General features: G+C 63.0%; 19 protein-coding genes. 10 read left to right on the plus strand and 9 right to left on the minus strand.

All coding sequences use genetic code 11. The annotated features are described in order from the left end of the window. Nucleotides 1-141: 141 nt before the first annotated feature. Nucleotides 142-447, minus strand: a complete 306-nt coding sequence (locus NKI66_RS15995; protein ID WP_352632167.1) for a hypothetical protein — start codon at nt 445-447, stop codon at nt 142-144. A gap of 163 nt (nt 448-610) precedes the next feature. Further along, nucleotides 611-1,357: a helix-turn-helix domain-containing protein gene (locus tag NKI66_RS16000; RefSeq protein ID WP_352632169.1), complete on the minus strand. Its 747-nt coding sequence runs from the start codon at nt 1,355-1,357 to the stop codon at nt 611-613. Nucleotides 1,358-1,587: 230 nt separating this feature from the next. Between NKI66_RS16000 and NKI66_RS16005 the strand changes: the two genes are divergently transcribed. Further along, nucleotides 1,588-1,872 (plus strand): hypothetical protein, encoded by a 285-nt coding sequence (locus NKI66_RS16005; RefSeq protein ID WP_128305546.1) that lies wholly within the window; start codon nt 1,588-1,590, stop codon nt 1,870-1,872. Here the strand turns inward: NKI66_RS16005 and NKI66_RS16010 are convergent, their stop codons facing one another. After that, a complete protein-coding gene (locus tag NKI66_RS16010; protein WP_031213618.1) occupies nt 1,873-2,598 on the minus strand; it encodes a Crp/Fnr family transcriptional regulator in 726 nt (241 codons plus the stop codon). 443 nt (nt 2,599-3,041) lie between these two features. Between NKI66_RS16010 and NKI66_RS16015 the strand changes: the two genes are divergently transcribed. Together NKI66_RS16015 and NKI66_RS16020 are read left to right on the plus strand one after the other, a co-directional pair. Then, nucleotides 3,042-3,257 (plus strand): hypothetical protein, encoded by a 216-nt coding sequence (locus NKI66_RS16015; RefSeq protein WP_023813301.1) that lies wholly within the window; start codon nt 3,042-3,044, stop codon nt 3,255-3,257. After that, nucleotides 3,254-3,463 (plus strand): hypothetical protein, encoded by a 210-nt coding sequence (locus tag NKI66_RS16020; protein WP_023813302.1) that lies wholly within the window; start codon nt 3,254-3,256, stop codon nt 3,461-3,463. The genes NKI66_RS16015 and NKI66_RS16020 overlap by 4 nt, the downstream gene beginning before the upstream one ends. Nucleotides 3,464-3,538: 75 nt before the next feature. On the opposite strand, the gene NKI66_RS16025 is transcribed toward NKI66_RS16020, so the two are convergent. The 4 genes from NKI66_RS16025 to NKI66_RS16040 all read right to left on the minus strand — a co-directional run bounded on the left by NKI66_RS16025 (nt 3,539) and on the right by NKI66_RS16040 (nt 8,038). Then, nucleotides 3,539-3,655: a hypothetical protein gene (locus NKI66_RS16025; protein ID WP_023813303.1), complete on the minus strand. Its 117-nt coding sequence runs from the start codon at nt 3,653-3,655 to the stop codon at nt 3,539-3,541. Between the two features lie 103 nt (nt 3,656-3,758). Beyond that, nucleotides 3,759-4,790, minus strand: coding sequence for a hydroxyacid dehydrogenase (locus NKI66_RS16030; RefSeq protein ID WP_352721066.1), 1,032 nt, complete (start codon nt 4,788-4,790; stop codon nt 3,759-3,761). 428 nt (nt 4,791-5,218) lie between these two features. Next, nucleotides 5,219-6,409: an FAD-dependent oxidoreductase gene (locus NKI66_RS16035; protein ID WP_352752214.1), complete on the minus strand. Its 1,191-nt coding sequence runs from the start codon at nt 6,407-6,409 to the stop codon at nt 5,219-5,221. Nucleotides 6,410-6,526: 117 nt separating this feature from the next. After that, a complete protein-coding gene (locus NKI66_RS16040) occupies nt 6,527-8,038 on the minus strand; it encodes a glucosamine inositolphosphorylceramide transferase family protein (RefSeq protein WP_352752216.1) in 1,512 nt (503 codons plus the stop codon). A 249-nt stretch (nt 8,039-8,287) separates the two neighbouring features. Here NKI66_RS16040 and NKI66_RS16045 point away from each other — a divergent pair, with 249 nt between their 5' ends. Both NKI66_RS16045 and NKI66_RS16050 read left to right on the plus strand, forming a co-directional pair. Next, the gene (locus NKI66_RS16045) at nt 8,288-10,387 is read left to right on the plus strand and encodes a GumC family protein (protein WP_031213619.1); all 2,100 of its coding nucleotides are present in this window, start codon (nt 8,288-8,290) and stop codon (nt 10,385-10,387) included. Nucleotide 10,388: 1 nt separating this feature from the next. Then, the gene (locus NKI66_RS16050; protein WP_352752218.1) at nt 10,389-11,720 is read left to right on the plus strand and encodes a VpsF family polysaccharide biosynthesis protein; all 1,332 of its coding nucleotides are present in this window, start codon (nt 10,389-10,391) and stop codon (nt 11,718-11,720) included. On the opposite strand, the gene NKI66_RS16055 is transcribed toward NKI66_RS16050, so the two are convergent. After that, nucleotides 11,683-12,945 (minus strand): glycoside hydrolase family 5 protein, encoded by a 1,263-nt coding sequence (locus tag NKI66_RS16055; protein WP_352752220.1) that lies wholly within the window; start codon nt 12,943-12,945, stop codon nt 11,683-11,685. The two genes, NKI66_RS16050 and NKI66_RS16055, sit on opposite strands and share 38 nt — an antisense overlap. Next, nucleotides 12,942-14,111 carry a DUF1972 domain-containing protein gene (locus tag NKI66_RS16060; protein WP_164893068.1) on the minus strand — a complete coding sequence of 390 codons (1,170 nt, stop codon included), beginning with the start codon at nt 14,109-14,111 and terminating at the stop codon, nt 12,942-12,944. The genes NKI66_RS16055 and NKI66_RS16060 overlap by 4 nt, the downstream gene beginning before the upstream one ends. A 355-nt stretch (nt 14,112-14,466) precedes the next feature. On the opposite strand from NKI66_RS16060, the gene NKI66_RS16065 reads away from it, so the two are divergent. The 5 genes from NKI66_RS16065 to NKI66_RS16085 all read left to right on the plus strand — a co-directional run bounded on the left by NKI66_RS16065 (nt 14,467) and on the right by NKI66_RS16085 (nt 20,687). After that, entirely contained in the window at nt 14,467-15,636 is a 1,170-nt protein-coding gene (locus NKI66_RS16065) for a glycosyltransferase (protein ID WP_352752222.1), read from the plus strand. Beyond that, on the plus strand, nt 15,633-16,940 hold the full coding sequence (locus NKI66_RS16070) for an MATE family efflux transporter (protein WP_031213623.1): 1,308 nt from the start codon (nt 15,633-15,635) through the stop codon (nt 16,938-16,940). Before NKI66_RS16065 ends, NKI66_RS16070 begins: the two co-directional genes overlap by 4 nt. Before the next feature lie 8 nt (nt 16,941-16,948). Beyond that, nucleotides 16,949-18,178, plus strand: a complete 1,230-nt coding sequence (locus NKI66_RS16075; RefSeq protein WP_352752225.1) for a GNAT family N-acetyltransferase — start codon at nt 16,949-16,951, stop codon at nt 18,176-18,178. Nucleotides 18,179-18,190: 12 nt separating this feature from the next. Continuing rightward, the gene (locus NKI66_RS16080; protein WP_352752227.1) at nt 18,191-19,414 is read left to right on the plus strand and encodes a GNAT family N-acetyltransferase; all 1,224 of its coding nucleotides are present in this window, start codon (nt 18,191-18,193) and stop codon (nt 19,412-19,414) included. A 157-nt stretch (nt 19,415-19,571) separates the two neighbouring features. Beyond that, entirely contained in the window at nt 19,572-20,687 is a 1,116-nt protein-coding gene (locus tag NKI66_RS16085; protein ID WP_031213626.1) for a glycosyltransferase family 9 protein, read from the plus strand. Nucleotides 20,688-20,861 lie beyond the last annotated feature (174 nt).

Genomic DNA, 20,861 nt, shown 5'->3' on the forward strand with positions numbered 1-20,861 from the left:
CGACCTGGCATCTCAAAACACGAACAGGATGGAAACGAATCTCCATCCTGTTCGATAGGTCTTACCAGATCCTCATCCAGCCCAACTTAAGTGAACTGCATTACCCGCGAAGGGGCTGTTTCTAATCGGTTCGCTGGATTGCTACTTGCTGCCGCCGTTCGCTTTCACGCTGCTGCAGAATTCCGGATGGCTGTTGGCCGCAGTGGCGTCCTTCGCCTCGTCCTCGCAGGCCTTCATCATCGCGGTCTGGTCGTCCGGCGTAAGGGCCTTCCAGGCCTTCACGAAGTCGTCCTCGCCGACCATCGTCTTCCTGCTGGAGTCCGTGTAGAAGGGCTGCATCTTGGCCGGATCGTCGAGAGCCGACGTGCCGGTATCGCTTGCGGCAAGCGCGGAGCCGGCAACCATCGAGAGCGTCATCGCGCCGAAACAGATCATCTTGATGTTCATGGTGTACTCCTCCTGTTGCTTTGGGATCGTCGAAGCAACGATCAGTTGGAAAACGACAGGTTTGGGTGAAAGTTCCGGCTTTTTTTGCGCAAAAATCCCGAAACGAAGAAAAATATAGTCGAAAAACTTGAAACTTTCCCGATTTTTCCCGCAGAAAGCGAGTTTAGCGGGTCTCTCGTGCAAGACTGACCACCAGCCGATCGACGCTGGGGTCGTCGAGACTGACGATATGGGCCATCAGCATCGCTCGCCTCATGCTGATCCTGGTGACGTCCTGCCGCATGATGACCGACACAAAGGCCGGCCCCGATCCGGTGAGGACGATCGCCCTGCCGACCAGAACCGGTTCGGAGATGGGAGCCCACTGTACGGTCATGATCGAGGGCTCGCTTGTCTGGCGGCGGTTGATGCCTGTGAAATAGATCCAGTTCAGGCGCGAGATCGCCACGCCGTAATGGTTGCCGGGTATTCTCGAACCACCCTGGCCACCGCCCGGAGCCCAGCGCGTCACCCGCCTGAAGGTGACGAGATCGGTCTCACGCCGCACGAAGGTGACCGAGCGCATCAAAAAATCGGGTCGGCCGGGGATCGAAAAATAGGTGAAATAGGTGCCTCCGGCGATGGCGGGCGACGGCGGCCGCACCATGTTCTCGTACAGTGCCTCGCGCAACGTTGCATTGCTGTCGCCCTTGGCTGCCGCGGCGGCCGGCTCACGATACAACTCATCCTCGTCGATCTTGAAATAGTCGCAGATCAGCCTGGCGGTGGCTTTGTTGGGAACCGCCTTGCCTTGCAGATAGCGCTCGAACTGGGTGCGGTTGATGCCAAGCTCACGGCACACCGCGCTGACGGAAGCGTAGCGTTGGACCAGCCGCCTGAGATTGGCGGCGAGATTCTCGCGGATTGGCACGACATCTCCCCGACAGACGTACGGACCAGTATTCAAGCGATATCTTATATACACTTGCATGACGTAGCGAGGGTGCGAAGATGGACCTTTGTCCAATAGGGCGAGGATCCCGTGGGCGCGTAGACTGTACGATTTTGACAGTCCGGCTATGCAAGCCCCGCAAATGGGCGTATTTCGGTGGCAAGAGCGACCTCAGATCGGCCTCTCGACATCCTGCAATGGAGGGCGGTTTGGATCATACCGGCCTGGTCGAGCTTCTGGACTACACACAAGCGCAATTGACGAAGATCCGCCAGGCGGTCGCGGCAAGCGAGCACGCCGGTGCCATGTTCACCATCGACTGCCTTGTCGGAGCGGCGGCCGAGCAGACGAAGTGCAAGCTTGCAAGTCTGGAGCATGCCGGCTTGCCGGTCGGCAGGGATGGGCCGATTGGCCGAGGCGCATTTGAAGGCGGTGCGGCGCTGCCCGGCAAAGCGACATCGGGCAAGCCGGATGCCGGCGGCGACCGCTCCTGATCAGGGCGCGCCGATCTCGCCGATCAGCCTTGCATATTCGGCCTCGGCTTCGCCGTAACTGCCATTGGCAAGTTCCAGCAGCCCGGCGCGGTCACGAATGACGATCTCGCCCCGACGCGAGCGGATCAGCGCGCGGCCTTCGAGCAATTGAAGGGCAACGGTGACGCCTGGCCGCCTGACACCAAGCATGATGGCCAGGAATTCGTGCGTGATGGCGAGATGTTCGCCCGGCACGCGGTCGTCGCACATGAGCAGCCATCGCGCCAGCCGCTCCTCGAGCTTCAGCCGCGCGTTGACGAGCGCGGTGCAGCCGGCCTGGGTTTGTAGCGCGTTGATGAAGCGCAGCAGGAACATGCGCATGGTCGCACTTGCCGCCAATGCTGCCTTGAATGCGCCGGCTTCGATGCGGATCGCCTCGCCTTCGAGTTGTACATAACAGGCATGCGGCGCACGGTCGTCGCCCATCACCAGGGAGTATCCCGTCATGCCTTCGAAGCCGATGAAGCCCACTTCGGCCTCTTGGCCGCTCGCCGTGCTGGCGACCACCGAACCGATGCCCTGTTCGATGAAGTAGACGGCCTCGATCGGAATATTCGGGGTCACAAGCATCATGCGTAGCGGCAAGTCGCAGCGCTGCATGTGCGGCTCGAGCAACGCCAGATCATCCGCAGGCATGCGTCGCAGCAGTTGGTTTCGGTATTGATGATTTTTGTTGGGATCAGACATGGCGTGGCCCAATGCAGGGCAAGAGCCATCCAATCTCCCAGCCGTCCGTGCCCGTAAAAACGTGCGGACGATCGCCTATGTATAGGGGCGCAGAACGAATAAAGCTATGAATGCGATGTGAAATTCGAAGCACGGCGCCCCCCAACGCCCGTTCGCATATGAAAAGATCGGCCTGAATGTTAGTGTCGGAAACGTACCAAGCGCCACTTGGTACAAAACCGACATATATCTTGAGAGCGTCGGATCACGGTGAGGGCCAATAAAATCCGCCGGCTAATGACAAAGCGCCATGTCGCGCTGGGCCTGAGAACCGTTCGGCAGACCGGCGGGAGAATTGTACGATACTTACTGTGATGAGGCCGATGTTGACTCTTGCTCAGTCCGATTTCATTTTTTGACCGACAGCGTCAAGGAAGTGGTCGCTGCTCCGAAAGGGGCTTCTTATGCCGAGCCTTCATAAGCGCAATCCCGGTTTCCATCCTTCCGATCTGCAGCTGTGCCAGCGCGTCTTCGATCGGGTCTGCCTGGAGCGCAAACTTGACCGCGTGTCGGGGGAGTCGGACGTACAGCGGCTGGCAGCCACAGTGTTTTCGCTGTTTCAGAATGGCTGCCGCAATGAAGGCGAGTTGCTCGAAAGTTTCAGGCGGACCCGCCAATGACCAAGGCCAGGATCACGTCCGCGACACCGGCAGCCAAAAACGAACCTTACGACGCTGCGATCTTCGCCCGGAAATACGGCATGTCGCGGAAGGCCGCGGAGGTCGTGCTGTCCGCGAACGGACCGTCCAGAACGGCTTGTGACGCTGCCGCGCGCTCTTTTATGGAAGCGGTTGCCCGCAGAGCGAAGAGCAGCCATGAACACTGAAGTTGCGAGCGACTGTCGTTTCGCCGCCGACCCGCAGGCGCGTCCAATGCTGCCTTTATTGGACGCCGCGAGGCGTTAGCCTGTCGGCCCTGTCGGACCTGTCACTCCTGAAGCGGCTTGCTGCGCCGTCACGGCAGAGAGTTTCTGCCGTTTGAGCAGCATCGGTTTTTCATAGATCTTCTTCATGTTCATGGCTTCCCTCCACAAAATTCGATTGCGGGAGCGTCGTCGCCGGCCGCGCTCTTGTCAAGCCGACCTTGTCGAGGGTCGGCCGACCGGGACGAAAATCCACGCTTCAATTCCTGTCGGCCGGCTTGGAACGCATGCGCGAAACCGTCTCGCGCTCGGCGCGCTTGGAGCGCAGCGGCGGCAGGCCGCGGTCGATCAGGTCCATGTCCTCCAGCACCATATCGCCCATGCGCTTGAAGGCGATGTCGAGCGCGCCGGCACGGTGAGCCGAGCGCAGGAAGCCGGGCAGGGTGCGCACCGGATGGTCCCGCGCCAGCGGTTCTTCGGGGAAAACGTCGCTGGCGGCGACGATGTGGCCGCTCTTCACCGCCGCCATCAGCGCCGGGAAGTCGACCACGCCGGCGCGGCTGAGCAGGATGAAGGCGGCGCCCTTGCGCATGCCGGCAAAGGCCTCGGCACCGAGAAAACCCTGGTTCTCGCTGGTCACCGACGCAACGACGAAGATGAAGTCGCTGGTCGACAGCACCTCGTCGAGAGAGGCCGGTTCGACGCCATTGTCGATGAGGATCGATGGCGGCAGCCAGGGATCGAAGACTTTGGTGCGGGTGCGGAAACCCGACAGCAGCCGGTTGAGCGCCCGGCCGAGATCGCCGAAGCCGATGATGCCGACATCGGCGCCGGACAAGAGCCGCGCCGTGTGGTTGCCGTCGCCGCCCCACAGTTCCTGTCCCTGGCGGAAGGCGAGATCGGCATCGACGATGTCGCGGGCGAGGTTGAGCGCCATGGCAAGGCCAAGCTCCGCGACCGGCTCGGCGAACACCAGGCCGGTGGTGACGACATGGATGCCGCGCGCGAACAAGGTCTCGTAGGGCATGTTGTTGATGAGGTTGGTCTCGACATTGAAGACGCAGCGCAGCGCCTTCATCCGGTCGAGCGTTTCGGGCGATATGGGCGGCTGGCCGATGATATAGCGCGCCTCGGCCAGCACGTCGGCCGGCAGTTTCGCGACGCCGTCAGCGGTCGTCTCGACAATGCGATAATGCGCCTTGAGCCGCGCCAGCTGCCGGGCTGTGAAGATCAGGTCGAGCGTGCGTGGTTCCGGCGCACTGATAACCAGCGGCAAGGCGCTGTTGGACATGACTATTCCCTCTGTTCCCGATGGCCAAAATACCTTGGATGAAACGATTTACAACATCGCGCGGGGAGGCAAGGAGAGCGCGATTGGCGCTGGGATGAGGTGCCCTGTCGGAGCCGATATGTGCCGCAATGCAACAGTGAAGAATCGTTTGACTACGATGGCGCGGAAACGACGTAAGGACCAGTAATGACACAATTGACACGGGGCAGGGAATTGGTTCTGCTGGCACCGTACTAATTTGGAGGGCACTTTACAGTGAAGAAATACGAGAAACCAACATTGCAGAAGCGCGACAGGCTTTCGGGCGTCACGGCCCAGACTGCCCCATCGACACCTCCGCCGATCCTCAGTGATTGATTGGCGCCTGATGCATTCGCCTGACAAGGGCAATCAATAGCAGCAATCGATAGGGCGCGACTGGTCGCGCCCTATCGCATATTGGCCACGGGCGCCCGCCGCTGTCCCAGATGCCGGACCTTGCGGCCGATGATCATCAGCTGGCGCGCGGTGTTGTTGCGCAGGCGCCTTGCGCGCCATTCCAGTCCGGTGCCGGCGGTGATCGACTTGGCATAGTAACTCACCCGCATGCCATCCTCATCGGCAGCCACCTTGACCGGGTCGTCATAGAAAGCGTTGATCTTGTCAGCCGCCATGCCTGGTGTTTCGAGCCATCGTGGAATGTGAACCGAATGGAGTTGATCGACATCGGTCATCACGCGCCCGATGCCGACGCCCGGCGTCGGACACGTCGTGCAGAAGGCATCGCCGATGAAGATGACCCCGTCGCGGCGATGGCCTTGCGTGGTGCTCAGGCTGATCTGCCTGACCTCGACAGGACTTGCGACTTCGAAGTTGCCACATCGCGCTGCTATTTCGGGCATCAGCTCGCAGAGCATCTTTTGCGGCTCCTGGCGAAAGGCCCGCGTCCACGCTTCGGCCACATTGCGATAGAGGAACATGTTCGCCCGCATCTTGTCGCCGAGGGGAAAGATGCTGATGTAGGCGATACGGTCGGCAGCCCGCCTGCTGTAGCAGGTGACGGACTGATGACCGAAATCGCGCCGCGAGATGGCGAGGTCGAATCCCATCGACAGTGAATGCGCCTTCGATTGCTCAATACGCTCGACCCCGACGGCGCGCCGCACCGCCTCGCCGTGGCCGGTTGCCACCACCAGCAGGCGGGCATCGATGACGGCGCCGTCGGCCAGCACAAGCCGCTGCCGGTCCGGTCCAGTCGAGACTTCGGTTACCTTGCCGACCGTCAGCGGCACTTGCGCAGGCAAGGCATCGCGCAGGCCATTGATCAGCGCGCCGTAGGAGAATGTGAATTCAGCCTTCTTCTCATGCGCGAAAAACTGGCCGAGGCGAAAGACATGCGTGTCGGTCGTCGAGGTGACGAGACGCTTGAGTGTTGCATCGAGGCCGAGCTTTTCGAACAGCAGCATCTGATCCATGCCGATCTTCTCGGCCCGGAACTCCTCGTGGTGGACGCGGTGCGGGTCGATCAGCGCCACCTTGCGCCCGGCTTTTCCCAACAGCATGGCTAAGGTGGTCCCAGCCATTCCGGCACCGACGATCGCCACATCGACTTCGGCCGGGCAGGCCTCTGAGATACTCATTCTGCTGCCCTTTCTGGTGGCAACTGCACGTTCACAATCTCCGGTAGAAAATATCTTCCGGACCTGAATCAACCGCAAGCAACCGGAGCGCGTGCCTGGTAGTAACCAATGTTTAGGTTAATCGCGGGCCCGCTGCTTCCAGCGCGGTGCGATCGCCGAGCCATCGATGAACTCAAAGCCGCCAGCCTCGTTGAGCGTGTGAAGTTTACGCCCACTCCATAGCGCACCTGGATGCAAGATGGTTTCAACGACCTGCTCCATGCCGATCAAATCAAGGTGAGAAATGCGTGCGATGCCAAGCGCCGCGCCATAGCTCCTGCGGCAGTCCTGAACCGGGCGCAGCAGGTCGTTGCCGCGCCTGACCATGCGGCCGGCCGGCCGCGCCGAGGCGATGTCGATCAGCACGGGATTTTTGGGGTGCGGCGTCCAGGGGCCGCGAAAATCCGGCGCCGACCACAGATGCAGCGTGTCGGAGAAGGCGCCGCCGCCGTCGCGGACGGTGGCGAACAGCCACCAGGCGCCGCCATGCTCGACAAGCGTGGCGTCGCTGGCGACGACACCGGACAGAAGCGTCGCCTCCTTGATCCATCCGCCGGGAAAGGCGGTGGCCCGGTAGAGATCGACCGTGCCGTTGGCGCAGCTTTCCGGCACCATCCAGACCTCGCCGTCGCGCTCGAAGACGAAGGGGTAGGAGAGATGGTAGGGCAGATCCAGCACCGGTTCAGGTCGTCCGAGCGGGCCTGCCGGGCCGAAGGGCACGGCGGAGATGATGGCCTTGCCGAGCCGGTGAATATAGTCCTCGACGAACAGGGTCAGCTGGCCCTGGTAGAGGATGGGAAACGGATCGGCGTAGAAGCGGCTGCCATCGTCCGGCAGCTCTTGCCATCCCGACGCCGGATGCGCACGCAGGTCGAAAAGATCGCGGCCCCCGGTTTGCCGCCAGCCGACCTTCCAATGCGGCGCGTTGTAGCAAAGGTGATAGATCTTCTGGACGATCCGCCGCGCCAGCGTCTTGCCGGCTCTGACCCCAAGCTTGCCGGCCGAGGGCATTGGCGGCGGGCTGCCTGCCTGCGCCGGCTCTGGCAGATCGGGCACCGACTTTGCCGCGCCTGACATGGCAGCGACGATCAGGCTTGCTGTGCGCGCGAGCATATCCTGGAAGGACGCCAGCGCGATGCCGCCATATTCTGTGCCCAGACGCCCGGCGGCGATCGCAACGCCGTTCTCATCGATGCGGGCAAGCGGCGTGCGGCCGGCGAGGATCAGGGCCAGCAAGGCCGCTTCCCCGCTGGCGCCGTCATAGGTGACGCGCCAGACCCGTGTGCTTTCCAGCCTGACATCGCCGCAGAGGTCGATCACAAGGTCGGGCGAAGCAGGGGACCGCCGATAGGGCGCGAGCGCCGAAAGCGGCACACGCTTGGCTAGTCCATCATGGGCCAGTCCATCATGGGCCAGTCCGTGTATCGCCGTTTCGAGTTGAAACAGGGCCGCGGCGCTGCGCGGAATGCCGCCGCCCGCCGGTCTGACATCGACGGACAGTTCGACGTCGCCGAGCGCGGCAAGGCGCTCCAGCAGCGTGAGATGAAAGGCGCGGACGCAGTCGCCGTCCAGGCGTAGACTTATCTGCATGGTGGAGGTCCGAAAAGGCGGTGCCCGGCCTTGCCGGCCAGGCCGGTCCGGTCAAATTGTAACCCCATCTGCATCCGTCTCCGCTCGCTGCGTAGCCAACACCTCGATATGTATATTTTTAAGCAAACCGCGTGCCAAAATTCACGTCACCTCTCAACATAATTAACAATGTTTTAACAGTTGGAGGAATAGCTAGGTTATCGCCGCAAACTGATCTTGCCGGCATATGGAGTATTGTCGGAGGCAGCCATGCAATCATCCCTGCCCATGGTTCCTCAGCAACACTCTCCGGATGCGGCACGCGCGGGATCATACGCAGCTTCGACTGTCGAACTGGGCGACCTGAAGCGCATCCTGGTGCGCCGCCGGTTCTGGATCTTCGGTACCGTTGCACTGCTGACGCTGGTCGCCCTGCTCTACGGCCTTTTCACACCTGCGCTCTACAGCTCGGCGGCGGAAATCCTGATCGATCCGCAGGATCTGCAGGTGGTCACCAACGACGTCAATCCCAGCCGTATCTCACCCGATGGCGGCATCACGCAGGTCGAGAGCCAGGTCAGCGTGGTCCAGTCGACAGGCGTGCTGATGCGGGCGATCGCGGCGACAAACCTGACGCAGGATCCGGAATTCAACGGGCAGGGCTTGCTGTCGCGCCTGCTCGGTTCGGCATCGGCCGAAGGCGACAGGTCGGTGCAGACACTCGACGCGCTGCGCCGGCGCCTGGCGGTGAAGCGGGCCGACAAGGTCCTGGTCCTCGACGTCATCGTCACCGCCAAGAGCGCCGACAAGGCCGCCCTCCTGGCCAACGCCATCGCGCAGGCCTACCTGGTCGACCAGGCGAGCGCGCGCGCGAAAATGGCCAGGGACGCCTCCGAGTCGATCACCGCCCGGCTGGACGAGCAGCGCAAACGCGTCCAGCAGGCCGAGAATGCCGTCGAGGCCTACAAGTCCGCCAACAACATGGTGATGGCGGCAGGCAACCTGGTCAGCGACCAGGAACTGACCGAGATCAATACGCAGCTTGCGGCGGCGCAGAGCCGCACCGCGGCGCTGAAGGCGCAGGTCGACCAGATGCGCCGCCAGAGCGGCACGGCGGACGCGACCTCGGAAGCAATGCGCTCGGCGGTGATCTCGAGCCTGCGGGCGCAAGAGGCGACGCTGGTCGACCAGGTCTCGCAGCTCGGCACGGAGTTGGGGCCGCGTCATCCCTCGCTGATCGCAGCCCAGCAGCAGCTGCGCGACACGCGCCAGCTGATCGCGCGCGAACTCGGCCGCATCGCCACCGCCACCGAGACCGACTACGAACGGGCGCTGGCCAACCAGCAGGCGCTGGAAGCCAAGGTGGCGGGCATGAAGAGCAAATCGCTCGACACCGACCAGGCCTCGGTGCGGCTGCGCGAATTGCAGCGCGATCTCGAGGCGCTGCGTTCCGTCTACTCGAACTATCTCCAGCGTGCCCAGGAGACGCGCGAGCAGATCAATGTCGACAGCACCAATGCGCGCATCATCTCCAACGCCATGCCCGCCTTGAAGAAGAGCTGGCCGCCTTTGCCGTTGCTGTTGCTGGGCGCGATATTCGGCGGCCTCGGGCTCGGCACCGGTCTGGCGTTGATCGCCGAATATTCCTCGCCGACGGTGCTTTCCAGCGCCCAGATGCAGTCGGCCATCGACGCGCCGGTGCTGGGCGTGGTGCCGGCAAAGTCGGGCACTGGCCGGCGCTGGTGGCCTTTCGGCGGGGCGCGCGCCGTCGCCTCCAGCCAGAAGACCGACGCCGTCGTCGGCCTTGCACTGAGGCGCATGTTCAGTTCGGGCCAGCGTCCGGCGGACTGGCCGCTGGTGCCTTCCATCCTGGTGACATCGTCGCCGGGCGAGGGCGCGCAGCGCAGCCGGGTGGCGCGGCTGCTGGCCGATGCCGCGGCATCCAGGGGCAGCCGTGTGCTGTTCATCGATGCCAATGCCGGCGGCGACCAGAAGGATCCGCAGCCGGGAGTCCTCGATGTGCTGCGCGGCGAGTACGCCTTCGAGGCCGTCAGCCATTACGCAGCCGGCAGCAACGTTGCCGTGCTGGGCAGGGGCCGCTCAAAGGCGGTCTTCCAGGAAGCGCATGGCATCTATTTTGCGCAGCAGATGCTGGCGCGGGCCAGCCGGAGCTTCGAACTCGTCGTCATCGACGGCGGCGCGCTGGCCGACAATCTCAATGCCTCGCCGCTGGTCGCCATGGCCGACGAGATCGTGCTCGTCGCCACGCTGAACGCCACCCCGATGCGCGACGTCACGACGACCGCGCAGGCGGTTTCCGTCATGGGGCGGTTGCCAACGGCCGCCTTGCTGGTCGACGAGGCCGCCTGATATGGCTGCCAGTTGGAGCGCAAGCGCTTCGAACCATGGTGTTGCCGCACCCCGCGCCGGCACGTCGCTCGATGCGCTGACGCGCTTCGGACTGATCGCGGCGGTAGCGGTGCTGTTCAGCATCTCGGGCGGCATGCTGTGGCTGGTCGGCTACAATTATGATGGCCTGTTCGGCAACCCGGCGACCAAGATCCACCCGTCCACCTATCTCATCGTGCTGCTGCTTGCCTGGCGCTCCTGCACCTTCGGCAATCCGGTCGGCTATCTAGTGCATGTCGCCGATAGGCGTCCGGCCAGCGCGCTGATGGCCGCCATATCGATCGTGCTTCTGTTCGTCGTCATCGCAAGGCAGCGGCCCGGCATGGCCGGCATGATCGATACGTTCGTGGCCGCGGCACTTCTGGTGCTGATGCTCAGCGAGGACGACGAACGGACCTTCGCCGGGCTGCAGACCGTCATTCACGTGGTCATGACGGCGAATGCGCTGCTTGCCCTTTTCGAGTTCGCCACCAAGACGCTTATCTTCCCCTATCGCCTGGACGGCGTGGCGTTTACCACCGATCTGCGCTCGAGCGCGCTGCAGGGGCATCCGCTTGCCAATGCCATGGTGACGTCGATCTATGTGCTTGCGCTGCTCTCCGGTGCCAGATCCCTGTCGATGCCTGTGCGGATAGGGTTGATCGGCCTGCAATGCGCGGCACTCGTCGCCTTCGGCGGCCGCACGGCGATGGTGACGACGGTGGTGCTCGGCGGCTGCTACCTGCTTTTTCAGGGCACCACCAAATTGCGCCAGGGCCGCGTCAATCTCTTAGGTGCGGCACTCGGCTTCATGCTTGCCGCACTGCTGCCGGTCGTCATCATAGTGGCGGCATATCTGGGCTTTTTCGACGCGCTGCTGGAGCGCTTCGTGTCGGACAGCGGAAGCGCCAATGCCCGCGTCGAGATGTTCGAGCTTTTCAAGCACCTGGAATTGCGCGATCTGATCGTGGGGCCGGATGTCGAGCTGATCGACAGCCTGCGCCGCATCAACGGTCTCGAACAGGGCATCGAGAACCCGATCATCCGCACGGTCCTCTATCAGGGCGCCTTCTTCACCCTTTTGCTGACGTTCGGCTTCGTGCTGTTCCTGTTCGAGGTGGCGCGCCGCTGCCATGCCGGCATCTGGCTGCCGATGCTGGGCTGGGTCATCCTGATCAACACTTCGGAAAGCGTCGCGTCGAAGACGACGCTGCTGACCAAGTTCGTGGTGCTGGCATTGGTGCTTTACCGGCCGGCGCGGGCAGCTTTCAGACCGGTCAGTCCACCGGCATGGTCAGGCCAAGCGCCGCGATGATATCGGGGTCCAGCGCCCGGGTGGTGTCGTCCATCATGCCCATGCCGTCGAAGAGATCCCACAGTGCCCAGGCGAAGCCGAGTTCCTCGGCGCTCCGCCTGACATCGGCGATGTAGCGCCCGCGATCCGGGTTGGGCGCGGCGACATAGCGGGCGTCGGTGCGCAGCGCGCCGAACTCGCCCATGATGATGCGTTCCGGCGCAAGGCCGTGGCCGTCGGCCCAGTCGCGAACCTGGCGAAGATATTTGTCGACAAACCAGCGGTCGGGCCGGGCGTCGAAATAGACTTTCAGCACACGCTCGGTCTCGGCATAGGCTGCCTGCTTGGCGTCTTCAGGGGTTTCGGTGTCCTGCGCCATGCGCGCCCTGACCGATGCCAGCGTCTGCTCCAGCGAGCCGGCGGATGCCGGCCACGGCACATTGTTGAGCGACCGGTAGACGGGCTCGCGCATCCAGGGCGCGCCCTGATGGCTGAACAGATAGGGCTCATAGAAGTGAAAGGTGAACAGGATCGGTTCGAAGGGCGACAGCGGTGCCGGATCGAGCGCGGTCAGTCCGCTCACCATCGAGCCGCAGCCTCCGGTGACGACCAGCGGCAGGGTCGCTGCCGATGCCCTTGCCGCCGTCAGAAGCGCGAGCTGAATTTGCAACCAGACGTTCGACGCGCAGGCCTGCGCCGGTTCGTTGACCGGCTCGAGCGCCACCCTGCCGGGCTGGAACCGCGCCAGCCTGCCGGCAAGCTCGCCGACCAGCCCGCGATAGAGATCGAAGGCGGGTGCCACGGTGCTGGAGACCATGCGGTCGGGGTTCCAGTAATGGGTGGCCGCATTGGCCTGGATGTTGACGATGATGCCGAGATCTGCGTCGAGGGTGGCCGTGACAGCCGCGTCCAGTATGTCCAGCAACTTGCCGCGCGTGGCGGCGTCGGCGGCCAGGAAAGGGCCGGGATCAACAGGCAGACGGATGAAATCGAGCCCGGTCCTGCGCAGCCGACGCAGGTCGTCCGGGGTCGGCACCGGCCGTTGTGACTGGAAGGGCGGCCAGTCATAGTCGGTGCGCGGAGCGGGAAATTCGCGCGTCAGCGAGAACCAGGGCCAGGCGTTGACGCCGCGCCGAAATCGCGGCCCGGCGGCTGCGCGAGCGATTGGTGCGACCGGGAGCGAGCCGAGAGCCGCCGCGGTGGACAGCGCCGTCCGCAGCACCCGCCGACGCGACCAGCCTGTCATACGGTTCCTGGCGATGCGTGATCCATCGCGGTGGTCTTGGCGGCAGTCATGCCGAGCAAATGATAGGCCTCATTTTCATAGGCAAGCAGGACATCGTCCCAGCGAAAGGCTTCGCGGGCGCGCGCCCTGGCGGCAACGCCGCAGGCCTTGACCAGGGCATCATCGTCCAGCGCCTGCTGCATCCGCTTGGCGCAACTGTCCTTGTCGGTGAAGTAGATCGCCGCAGCCCCGGCGGTCCATCTGTTGTAGGGATTGTCGTGGGCGATCACCATGTTGCCGGCCGCCAGCGCCTCGACCAGCGAGGGGTTGGTGCCGCCGACCGTGTGGCCATGCAGATAGGCGCGGGCGTGGTATCTGAGCGCCTTGACCGTCGCCTGGTCGTAGATGGCGCCCGGCAGGACCACCGAGCCATTCGCCGCCTTGCGGATGGCGGCATGATAGGGGATGTCGTCGGACAGCGTTCCCAGCACCACCAGCTTCATGTCGCGCTTGGCGGAGCAAAAAGCTTCGACGATCGGCAGGATGTTGTTGTCGGGTTCGATGCGGGCGATCGAGACCAGATAGCGCCCGGGCTCGAGGCCGAGCGCCCGGACCGGCGCCTCGGGCGCTGATGTCACCGGATCGGCGCCATAGGCGATGGTGGCGATGGCGCTGCGCGGCCGGCGTGTCGCCAGGTGATCTGCGATGGCGGGATGATCGGCGACCAGCCGATGCGAGGCCCATGCGCCGATCCATTCGTTGAGCCAGAACCAGGTTCGCGCCGCCATTCCCCATTTTGGGCGGCGCCACTCGATGCCGTCCATGTTGGTGAAGATCTTGCGTCGTTTCAGCCTGAGCCAGGTCAGGAAGACCGCGCCATTGTAGCCGAGCACCAGGCAAACACCCGGTTGCCGGGCGGCGTTGCGGGCGCATTGCCAGTCGAATTCCAGCGTCGCGCGCGGTCCCTTGGAGGCGACCTGGATGTGAATGAGCTCGATGCCGCGCCAGGTTTCGCTGCGCACCCTCTGGTCGATCCGCTCGACCTCATCTTGGCAATAGACGCCAACTTTCCAACCGCGCCCGACAAGAAACAGCGCCAGTTTTTCGGCAAAGGTTTCAAAGCCGCCATGGGCCGCGGGTATGCCGCGGGTCCCCAGGATCAGAATGGCGGGCGTTTCTGGTTTCATGGCCGGCGGCACTTTCACATGTCTCATATATTAGATATTGCTTAATTTATAATGAGCAGATGGCAACTTCCGTGCCACCTCCCGATTTCAGTATCTTGCGAGGGATCATCGCGCGGGGTTGTAAAAAAACGGTGTTGAAGCCGATGGTTGTTTCATTCTCGGTCAACCCTTCTGTGCGTAGCTGTATCGAAACGAAGCAATGCCTGGGGCGTACGGCCGGCAGTCGGGCGTATCGAACCGATAGTCGGACATATCAGCCGATAGTCTGATGTATCGAACCAGGCATGATTCTTGCGGACGGGCTTCTGCCACAATCGCCCAACGCGATGGTTGTAGCACCCGGCGGGATATAAAGATGCGGATTGCCTGCGTTCATCAGGGTTATGAACTCTATGGTTCTGACCGCAGCTTCGCGGAGAGCGTTGCCGCGCTGCGCGCCGCGTTTCCGTCGGCCGACATCGAAGTGGTCTTGCCGCGCAGCGGGCCGATCGTGCGGATTCTGGAAGCGCATGCCAGCCGGATCGTCTTCGAACCGCTCTGGGTGCTGAGGCGCCAGGCCATTGCGCGTCTTGCGACAGTCGAGATGGCGCGACTGCCGGTTGCCGTGTTCAGGGCGTGGCGGCGCCTCAAATCTTGCGACCTCGTCTATGTCAACACCTCGATCGTGGCCGACTATGCGCTGGCCGCACGCCTTCTTCCCCACAAGGCCGTCCTGCACATCCACGAAATCCCCGAAGGCGCCATGCGCAGGGTACTTGTCGGCCTGATGCGCTGGAGCCATGCGGATCTGATCTTCAATTCACGCGCGACACGCGCCGCGTTTGGCGATCCCAAGGCGGCGCGCGCGTATGTCATCTACAACGGCGTTGCCGGGCCGGCGGCGGTCGAACCAATGACGTATGATGGCAAGCGCCCATTGCGGGTGCTGCTGCTTGGCCGTATCAACCGGATCAAGGGGCAGGAAATCCTGCTGGAGGCGATCGCCTCGATGCCGGCGGAACTCCAGGTGAGGATCGAGGTGCGGCTGGTCGGCGGCGCCTTCGAAAGCACTGAGCGCGAGCATGCGCTTGCCGAACTGGTCGAAACCATGGGGCTTACCGGGCGCGTCAGAGTCCTGCCTTTCATTCCCGACCCTTCGGAGCATTATCGATGGGCCGATATCGTCACCGTGCCGTCGCGGCGTCCGGAATCGCTTGGGCGCGTCGCCATCGAGGCGATGGCTCATGGCCGGCCGCCGCTTGTGTCGGCGATCGGCGGGCTGGTGGAAGTGGTCAGCGACGGGGAGACCGGCTGGCATGTCCCGCCCGGCGACGCAGCAGCTCTTGGCGCGAAATTGCAGGAGATCATCCTCGCCCCTGAGGCCTGGCGCGGGTTTGTCGCTGCCGGGCGCGCGCGCTACGAGGCGATCTTCAGCGAGCCGGTCGCGGCCGCGGCGATCACCGCGATCGCCGCCGACAAGCTGAAGACGACCATCGCTCGGCCGGGCAGGGCGCCTGCTGGCCGCGAAGCGGAGACACGGCCGTGAAGCTAGCGTTTCCGAGCCATCTGGTTCGACGCCTCGTGCTGATGATCGGCGGCGAGGCGATGCAGAGCGGCTTTCATTTTGCCCTCAACATCATGCTGTTGCACATGCTGTCGGCGCAGGGCTACGGCCTCTTCGCCATCGGCATGGTGATGGGCGGTGTCGGCCTGTCCTATATCAGGTCGCTCACCGCAGTTCCCGCCAGCATCTGGATGAGCAAGAGCACCAACAGCGCCGGCGTCGATACCTATGACGTGGCGTTCGGAACGGCGGCGCTGATCGTGGCTTTGCTGATGGCCGTCGGCACGGCAGTCCTGATGCATGTTCTTGGCGACCCAAGCGGAATTGCCGCCGGCTGCTTCGTCGGTGCCTGGTCGTTGCGCAGCCATATGCGCACGGCTTTCTTCGCACGGCGCCAGCAGGTTGTCGTCTCCATCAGCGATGGCGCTTTTACAGTCGCCGGCTGTGTCCTGACCGGGCTGTCGATCTGGTTGGTCCAAGACCCGCTGCAGACCGTGTTCTATGCACTAGCCGCGGCAAATGTGTTCGGCATTTTCGTCCTGGTCCGGCTGGCTCGGCGCTCGCTTCGCATCAGCTTCCGCATGCCGACGCGGCGACGCTATGTCCGGCTCTGGCCCCAGCTGCGCTGGTCGGCATTCAGCGCGACCACCACCAACATCCAGGGTCAATGTCTGGCGCTGCTGGTCGCCGGCATTGCCGGTCCTGCCGCCTACGCACCTCTGGCGGCGGTTCTGGTGCTGTTTGCCCCGCTGCGCATCATCAGCCTTGCGTTCGTCAACATGACGCAGCCGGATCTCGCCAGGCTGATGCGGAACAATGAAACAGGCCGTGTCTGGACGCAGGCCAAGATCTGGGCGCTCGTCATGGGGTTTGGCGGCCTTGCATATGGATGCGCCATCATGTTCGTCCTGCCGATGATAGAATCCCAGGCTCTCCAGGACGCTTCGACCTGGTTCATCGGGCTTTTCGTGATCGCGAATTTTGTCCCGATCATGCTCTACATCATGCCCCGCATCGTGCTTGAGATACTCGGCGATTTTCGGATCGTCGCGTTCATCACCACGGGCGGCGCGGTCGTCGGCCTGGCGCTGATCGCGGCCCTGCTGGCAATCGCGTCTCCGCCGTGGGCGTTGTTGGGTTCCGCCGTCTCGGAGATGTTCGTGCTCGTGGCATCGTGGTATTTCGCGCATCACCGCATGTGGAATATCGAGCATCCCGATGAGGCGCGCGACAGCCGGTTGGGCGCGTGGCGGCGCACGCTGCCGTTCGCTACGGCAAAGCGATAGGAAAAAACATGGCAGTCCAGGCGGTGCAAATTGCTGCGGTGGCCGGCTCGCCCGATGGCCAGTCCTCCCATCCGGCCACCGTCGTCGCCATCGATGCCTACACGGCGCGGCTCCACACCAGCCTGGAAGCGGTGAGGCCGCTCTGGCTGCGCCTCCAGACGGACGGTGTGTGCACCGCCCACCAGAATTATGCCTGGGCCGAGGGGATCGTTGCGCGGCTGATGCCGCAAGGTGCGGAACTGCTCATCGTGGAGGTAAACGATGCCGTCACAGGCGTGCCGCGAATGCTGGTGCCGTTGATACGGCGACCGGCTTTCCGCCATCGGGTGATCGAGTGGCTGAGCTGTGGCGTTTGCGACTACTCGGCACCGTTGCTGGCCGATGCGAGCCCGTGGACGACGCAATCGGCGCAGGCCGCGTGGGCCGCGGTGCGTTCCGTGCTGCCGCCGGCGGACCGCATCCAGATCACGGGAATTCCGCAATCGATCAGCGGTGTCGCCAATCCGCTAGCCCTGCTGGCGGCCACGCGCGATTCCCTGCATACCAGCTTCGGCCTCGCCATCGACGGCGATCCGGAAACCGTCCTCAAGCGCCTATGCCGGCCATCCTTCGTCAAGGCTTTCAACAAGGACTGGCGTCGCCTCGAACGGCTTGGCGGCGTGGAACTGGTCGAAGCCAACACGCCGGCCCTGGTGGAGGTCATCTTCGGCGGCCTGGTCCGGATGCGGCTCAGCCGCTTTCGCGAACTGGGCCGCTTCGACCTGCTGACGCAGGCGGCGGTTGTCGACTTCTATCGAAACGCCGCTCTCGAGGGCCTGTCGGATGGGTCGGTGCGGCTCTTCGGGTTGCGTGTGGGTGAAGCTCTTATCGCGGTCCAATACCTGCTGATCCATCAAGTCACCGTTCATGCTCTGCTGATCTCAATCGATCAGGGCGCGGTGCCCAATGTCTCGCCGGGACTTCTGATCATGGGCAAGTTGATGAGCTGGGCGCGCGGGCGCGATTTCAATTATTTCGACCTGTCGGTAGGCAACCAGAGTTATAAGGAACATATGGGTGCCTTGGGTTCGGGCCTGCGCGAGCTTTGCCACGGGATTACGGTGCGAGGCAGCGCCGTGAGCGCAGCCATCGAGATCCGCAACCGGGCCGAGGTGTTCGTGCGCTCCAAACCTCGGCTGCTGAAGAGGCTCCAGGGACTGATGCGGGGTTTGCGGCGCCTGCGTGGGGGATCAGAATGACGGGAGAAGCATGTGGCAAGCTACGCGGCGGGAACGACTCCGATAGGGGATTTGCCCGGTGGGCCATTTTCCCCGACTGTCGCCAACGTTGATGCAACCGCGCACTTCACGGCTCGGCTGCACACCAGCTTCGACACCGTAAGGCTGCTATGGCTGCTCCTTGAAGCTCACGGCGTCTGCACTGCCCACCAGCATTATGCCTGGGTCGAAGGAATCGCCGCACGGCTGATGCCCAAAGACGCGGATCTGGTCCTCGTCGAGGTGAGTGACGCCGTGACCGGCGCGCCGGCCATGCTGCTGCCGCTGATGCGGAGCCGGGCTCTCGGCCACCACGTGATCGAATGGCTGAGCTGCCGCGTGTGCGACTACGCGGTGCCGCTGCTGGCGGATGGGAGAGCGTGGACTAGGCAGAGTGCCGACGCCATGTGGGCAGCGGTCCGTGCCGTGCTGCCATCGGCGGATCGCATCCATATCGCGGGAATTCCGCAGCAGGTCCACGGCGTGGCCAATCCGCTGGCATTGCTTTCGGTGGCGCGCGACTCCATCCAGGTCACCTCCGGCCTCGTCCTGCATGGCGACCCGGAGACGCTCATCAAGCGAATCTGCAAGCCGTCCTTTGCCAAGGCCTTCCGCAAGCATTGCCGCGGCTTCGAACAGCTTGGTGGCCTCGCTCTGGTCGAGGCCGATACGCCTGACCTGGCCGAGGAGCTCCTGGATGCACTGCTGGAACTGCGGCTCAAGCGTTTTCGTGAGCTCGGGCGTTTCGACCTCCTGACGCAGGCCCCGGTCGTCGATTTCTACCGCGCCGCGGCGCTACAAGGCCTGTCCAACGGATCGGTGCGGCTCTTCGGACTACGCGTCGGTGAAGCCTGGCTTGCCTCCATCTATGTTTTGGTGAGAAAAGGCACACTTCACGCCCTCCTGCTCGGCATCGACCAGAATACGGTCGCCAATGTCTCACCCGGCCTGACGACGATGGGCAAGCTGATGGTGTGGGGATGCGAGCGGGGCTTCGACTATTTCGACCTGTCGGTCGGCGGCCAGGGCTACAAGCAACATATCGGTGCCTCGAGCTCGGTACTGGCCGAGATCTGCGAACCGGTGACGGTGCGGGGCAGGGCTGCGAACGCAGCCATTTTGCTGCGCAGCCGGGTCGAAGGCATGACGCGGTCGCGTCCCCGGCTGCTCAAGGCCGTCCAGGGCCTGACGCGCCGCTTGCGGCGATTGAAGGACTGAGGACGAGCGTTTGCCGACGACCGATGCAAAGAGGCACCAAGGCCGGCAAGCTTGTTGACTGGGTTGGTTGGCTCTATATCTGAAAGCGCCGCTTGCCGTTCAGAAATGAGTGTCCTCGGCAGATTTTTTAAGTTGGCGTTTTCGGCAGATCATATCGATGGATGCAAGTTTAGGAGATGGGATTCGTTCCATCCTCATTATTCAAACGAAGTACATTGGAGATGTCGTTCTGACATCTGCTTTGGTTCGCAATCTGCGTCTTGCTTATCCGCAAGCATCGGTAACCATGCTTTGTGCGCCTGGTCTCAAGCAGTTCATTGTCGCGCAAGGGATCGCCGATGTGGCCGTTGGCTTTGAATCCCGTGGCAGAGGAAGGACTCTGCTCAAGCGTTTGAGCGACCATCGTGGCGTCATCTCTGATCTGCGGCGTCGGAAATTCGATCTTAGCATCGACCTTACCGATTCAAAAACCTCGCGGATCATGCATCGCTTGATCGGGGCTCCACTTCGCGTCGGCTTCGATCCTTCCGAGCATCCGATGAAGTTCTGGGAAATCCAGCTTGCAAACGTGCTCGCCGCGACCTTCGGACATGGCGGACCGCATTATCTCTACAGGAACCTGTCTCCACTCAGCGCCCTCGGGTTGGATTATCAGGACCCAACGCCTCGGCTGCAACCGACCAGGACTGCCCAGGAAGAGTGTGCCAGGCTTCTTGCGGAAAACGCTTTGGCGAAGAAGTCCTATGTGGCCGTGCATGCCGGCGCGAGGTTTGAAGGCCGTTGCTGGCCGCCGCAACATTTTGCTGCGGTCATCGATGAGGTATACGCCAAAACCGGGCTGCGATCCCTCCTCGTTGGTGGGCCGGATGAAGGGCTTGCCGCGCAAAGGATCCTTGAAATGGCAGCATCGCCGGTCGCAAGTGTCGTCGGAAAAGCCTCGCTTGAGGTCTTGACAGCATTGTTGGCCGAAGCGTCGATCTTTCTTGGCAATGAGAGCGGCCCGATGCACATCGCGGCCTCTGTCGGAACTCCAGCGGTGGGGCTGTACGGTCTGACGTCGCCTGAGCAATGGGGCCCATTCGGTGTCTCCAACCGGACGCTCCAGCCGCCCATGCCTTGCCCATGCATCGCTCCAGGTTTGTGTAAAGAAAACAACGCCGGTGGGGTCTATTGCGTCCAGCGGCTCCAGGTTGCCGATGTTGCGGCGGCGACACTCGATCTCATCGGCATGGAAGTTCAAAAATCTGCTCATTCGGGCACGCCGGCCGCGTAGCAGAGCGGCAGCGACGGACGCTAGTTTTGGCGGCGTGGTGGTGCACAGTTCATCTTCGTGTGCTTCACGTCTTGATTCAGGCCAAGGCCCAAGCATATTCAAAAGATTGGTAAATTTAACCGGGCCGCATCCTGCGCTGTCCGCGAAATTGACAGGACGGCGCGTCTCCGCCAT

It is taken from the genome of Mesorhizobium sp. M0518 (genome assembly GCF_040321125.1).
In the GTDB taxonomy this organism is placed as follows: domain Bacteria; phylum Pseudomonadota; class Alphaproteobacteria; order Rhizobiales; family Rhizobiaceae; genus Mesorhizobium.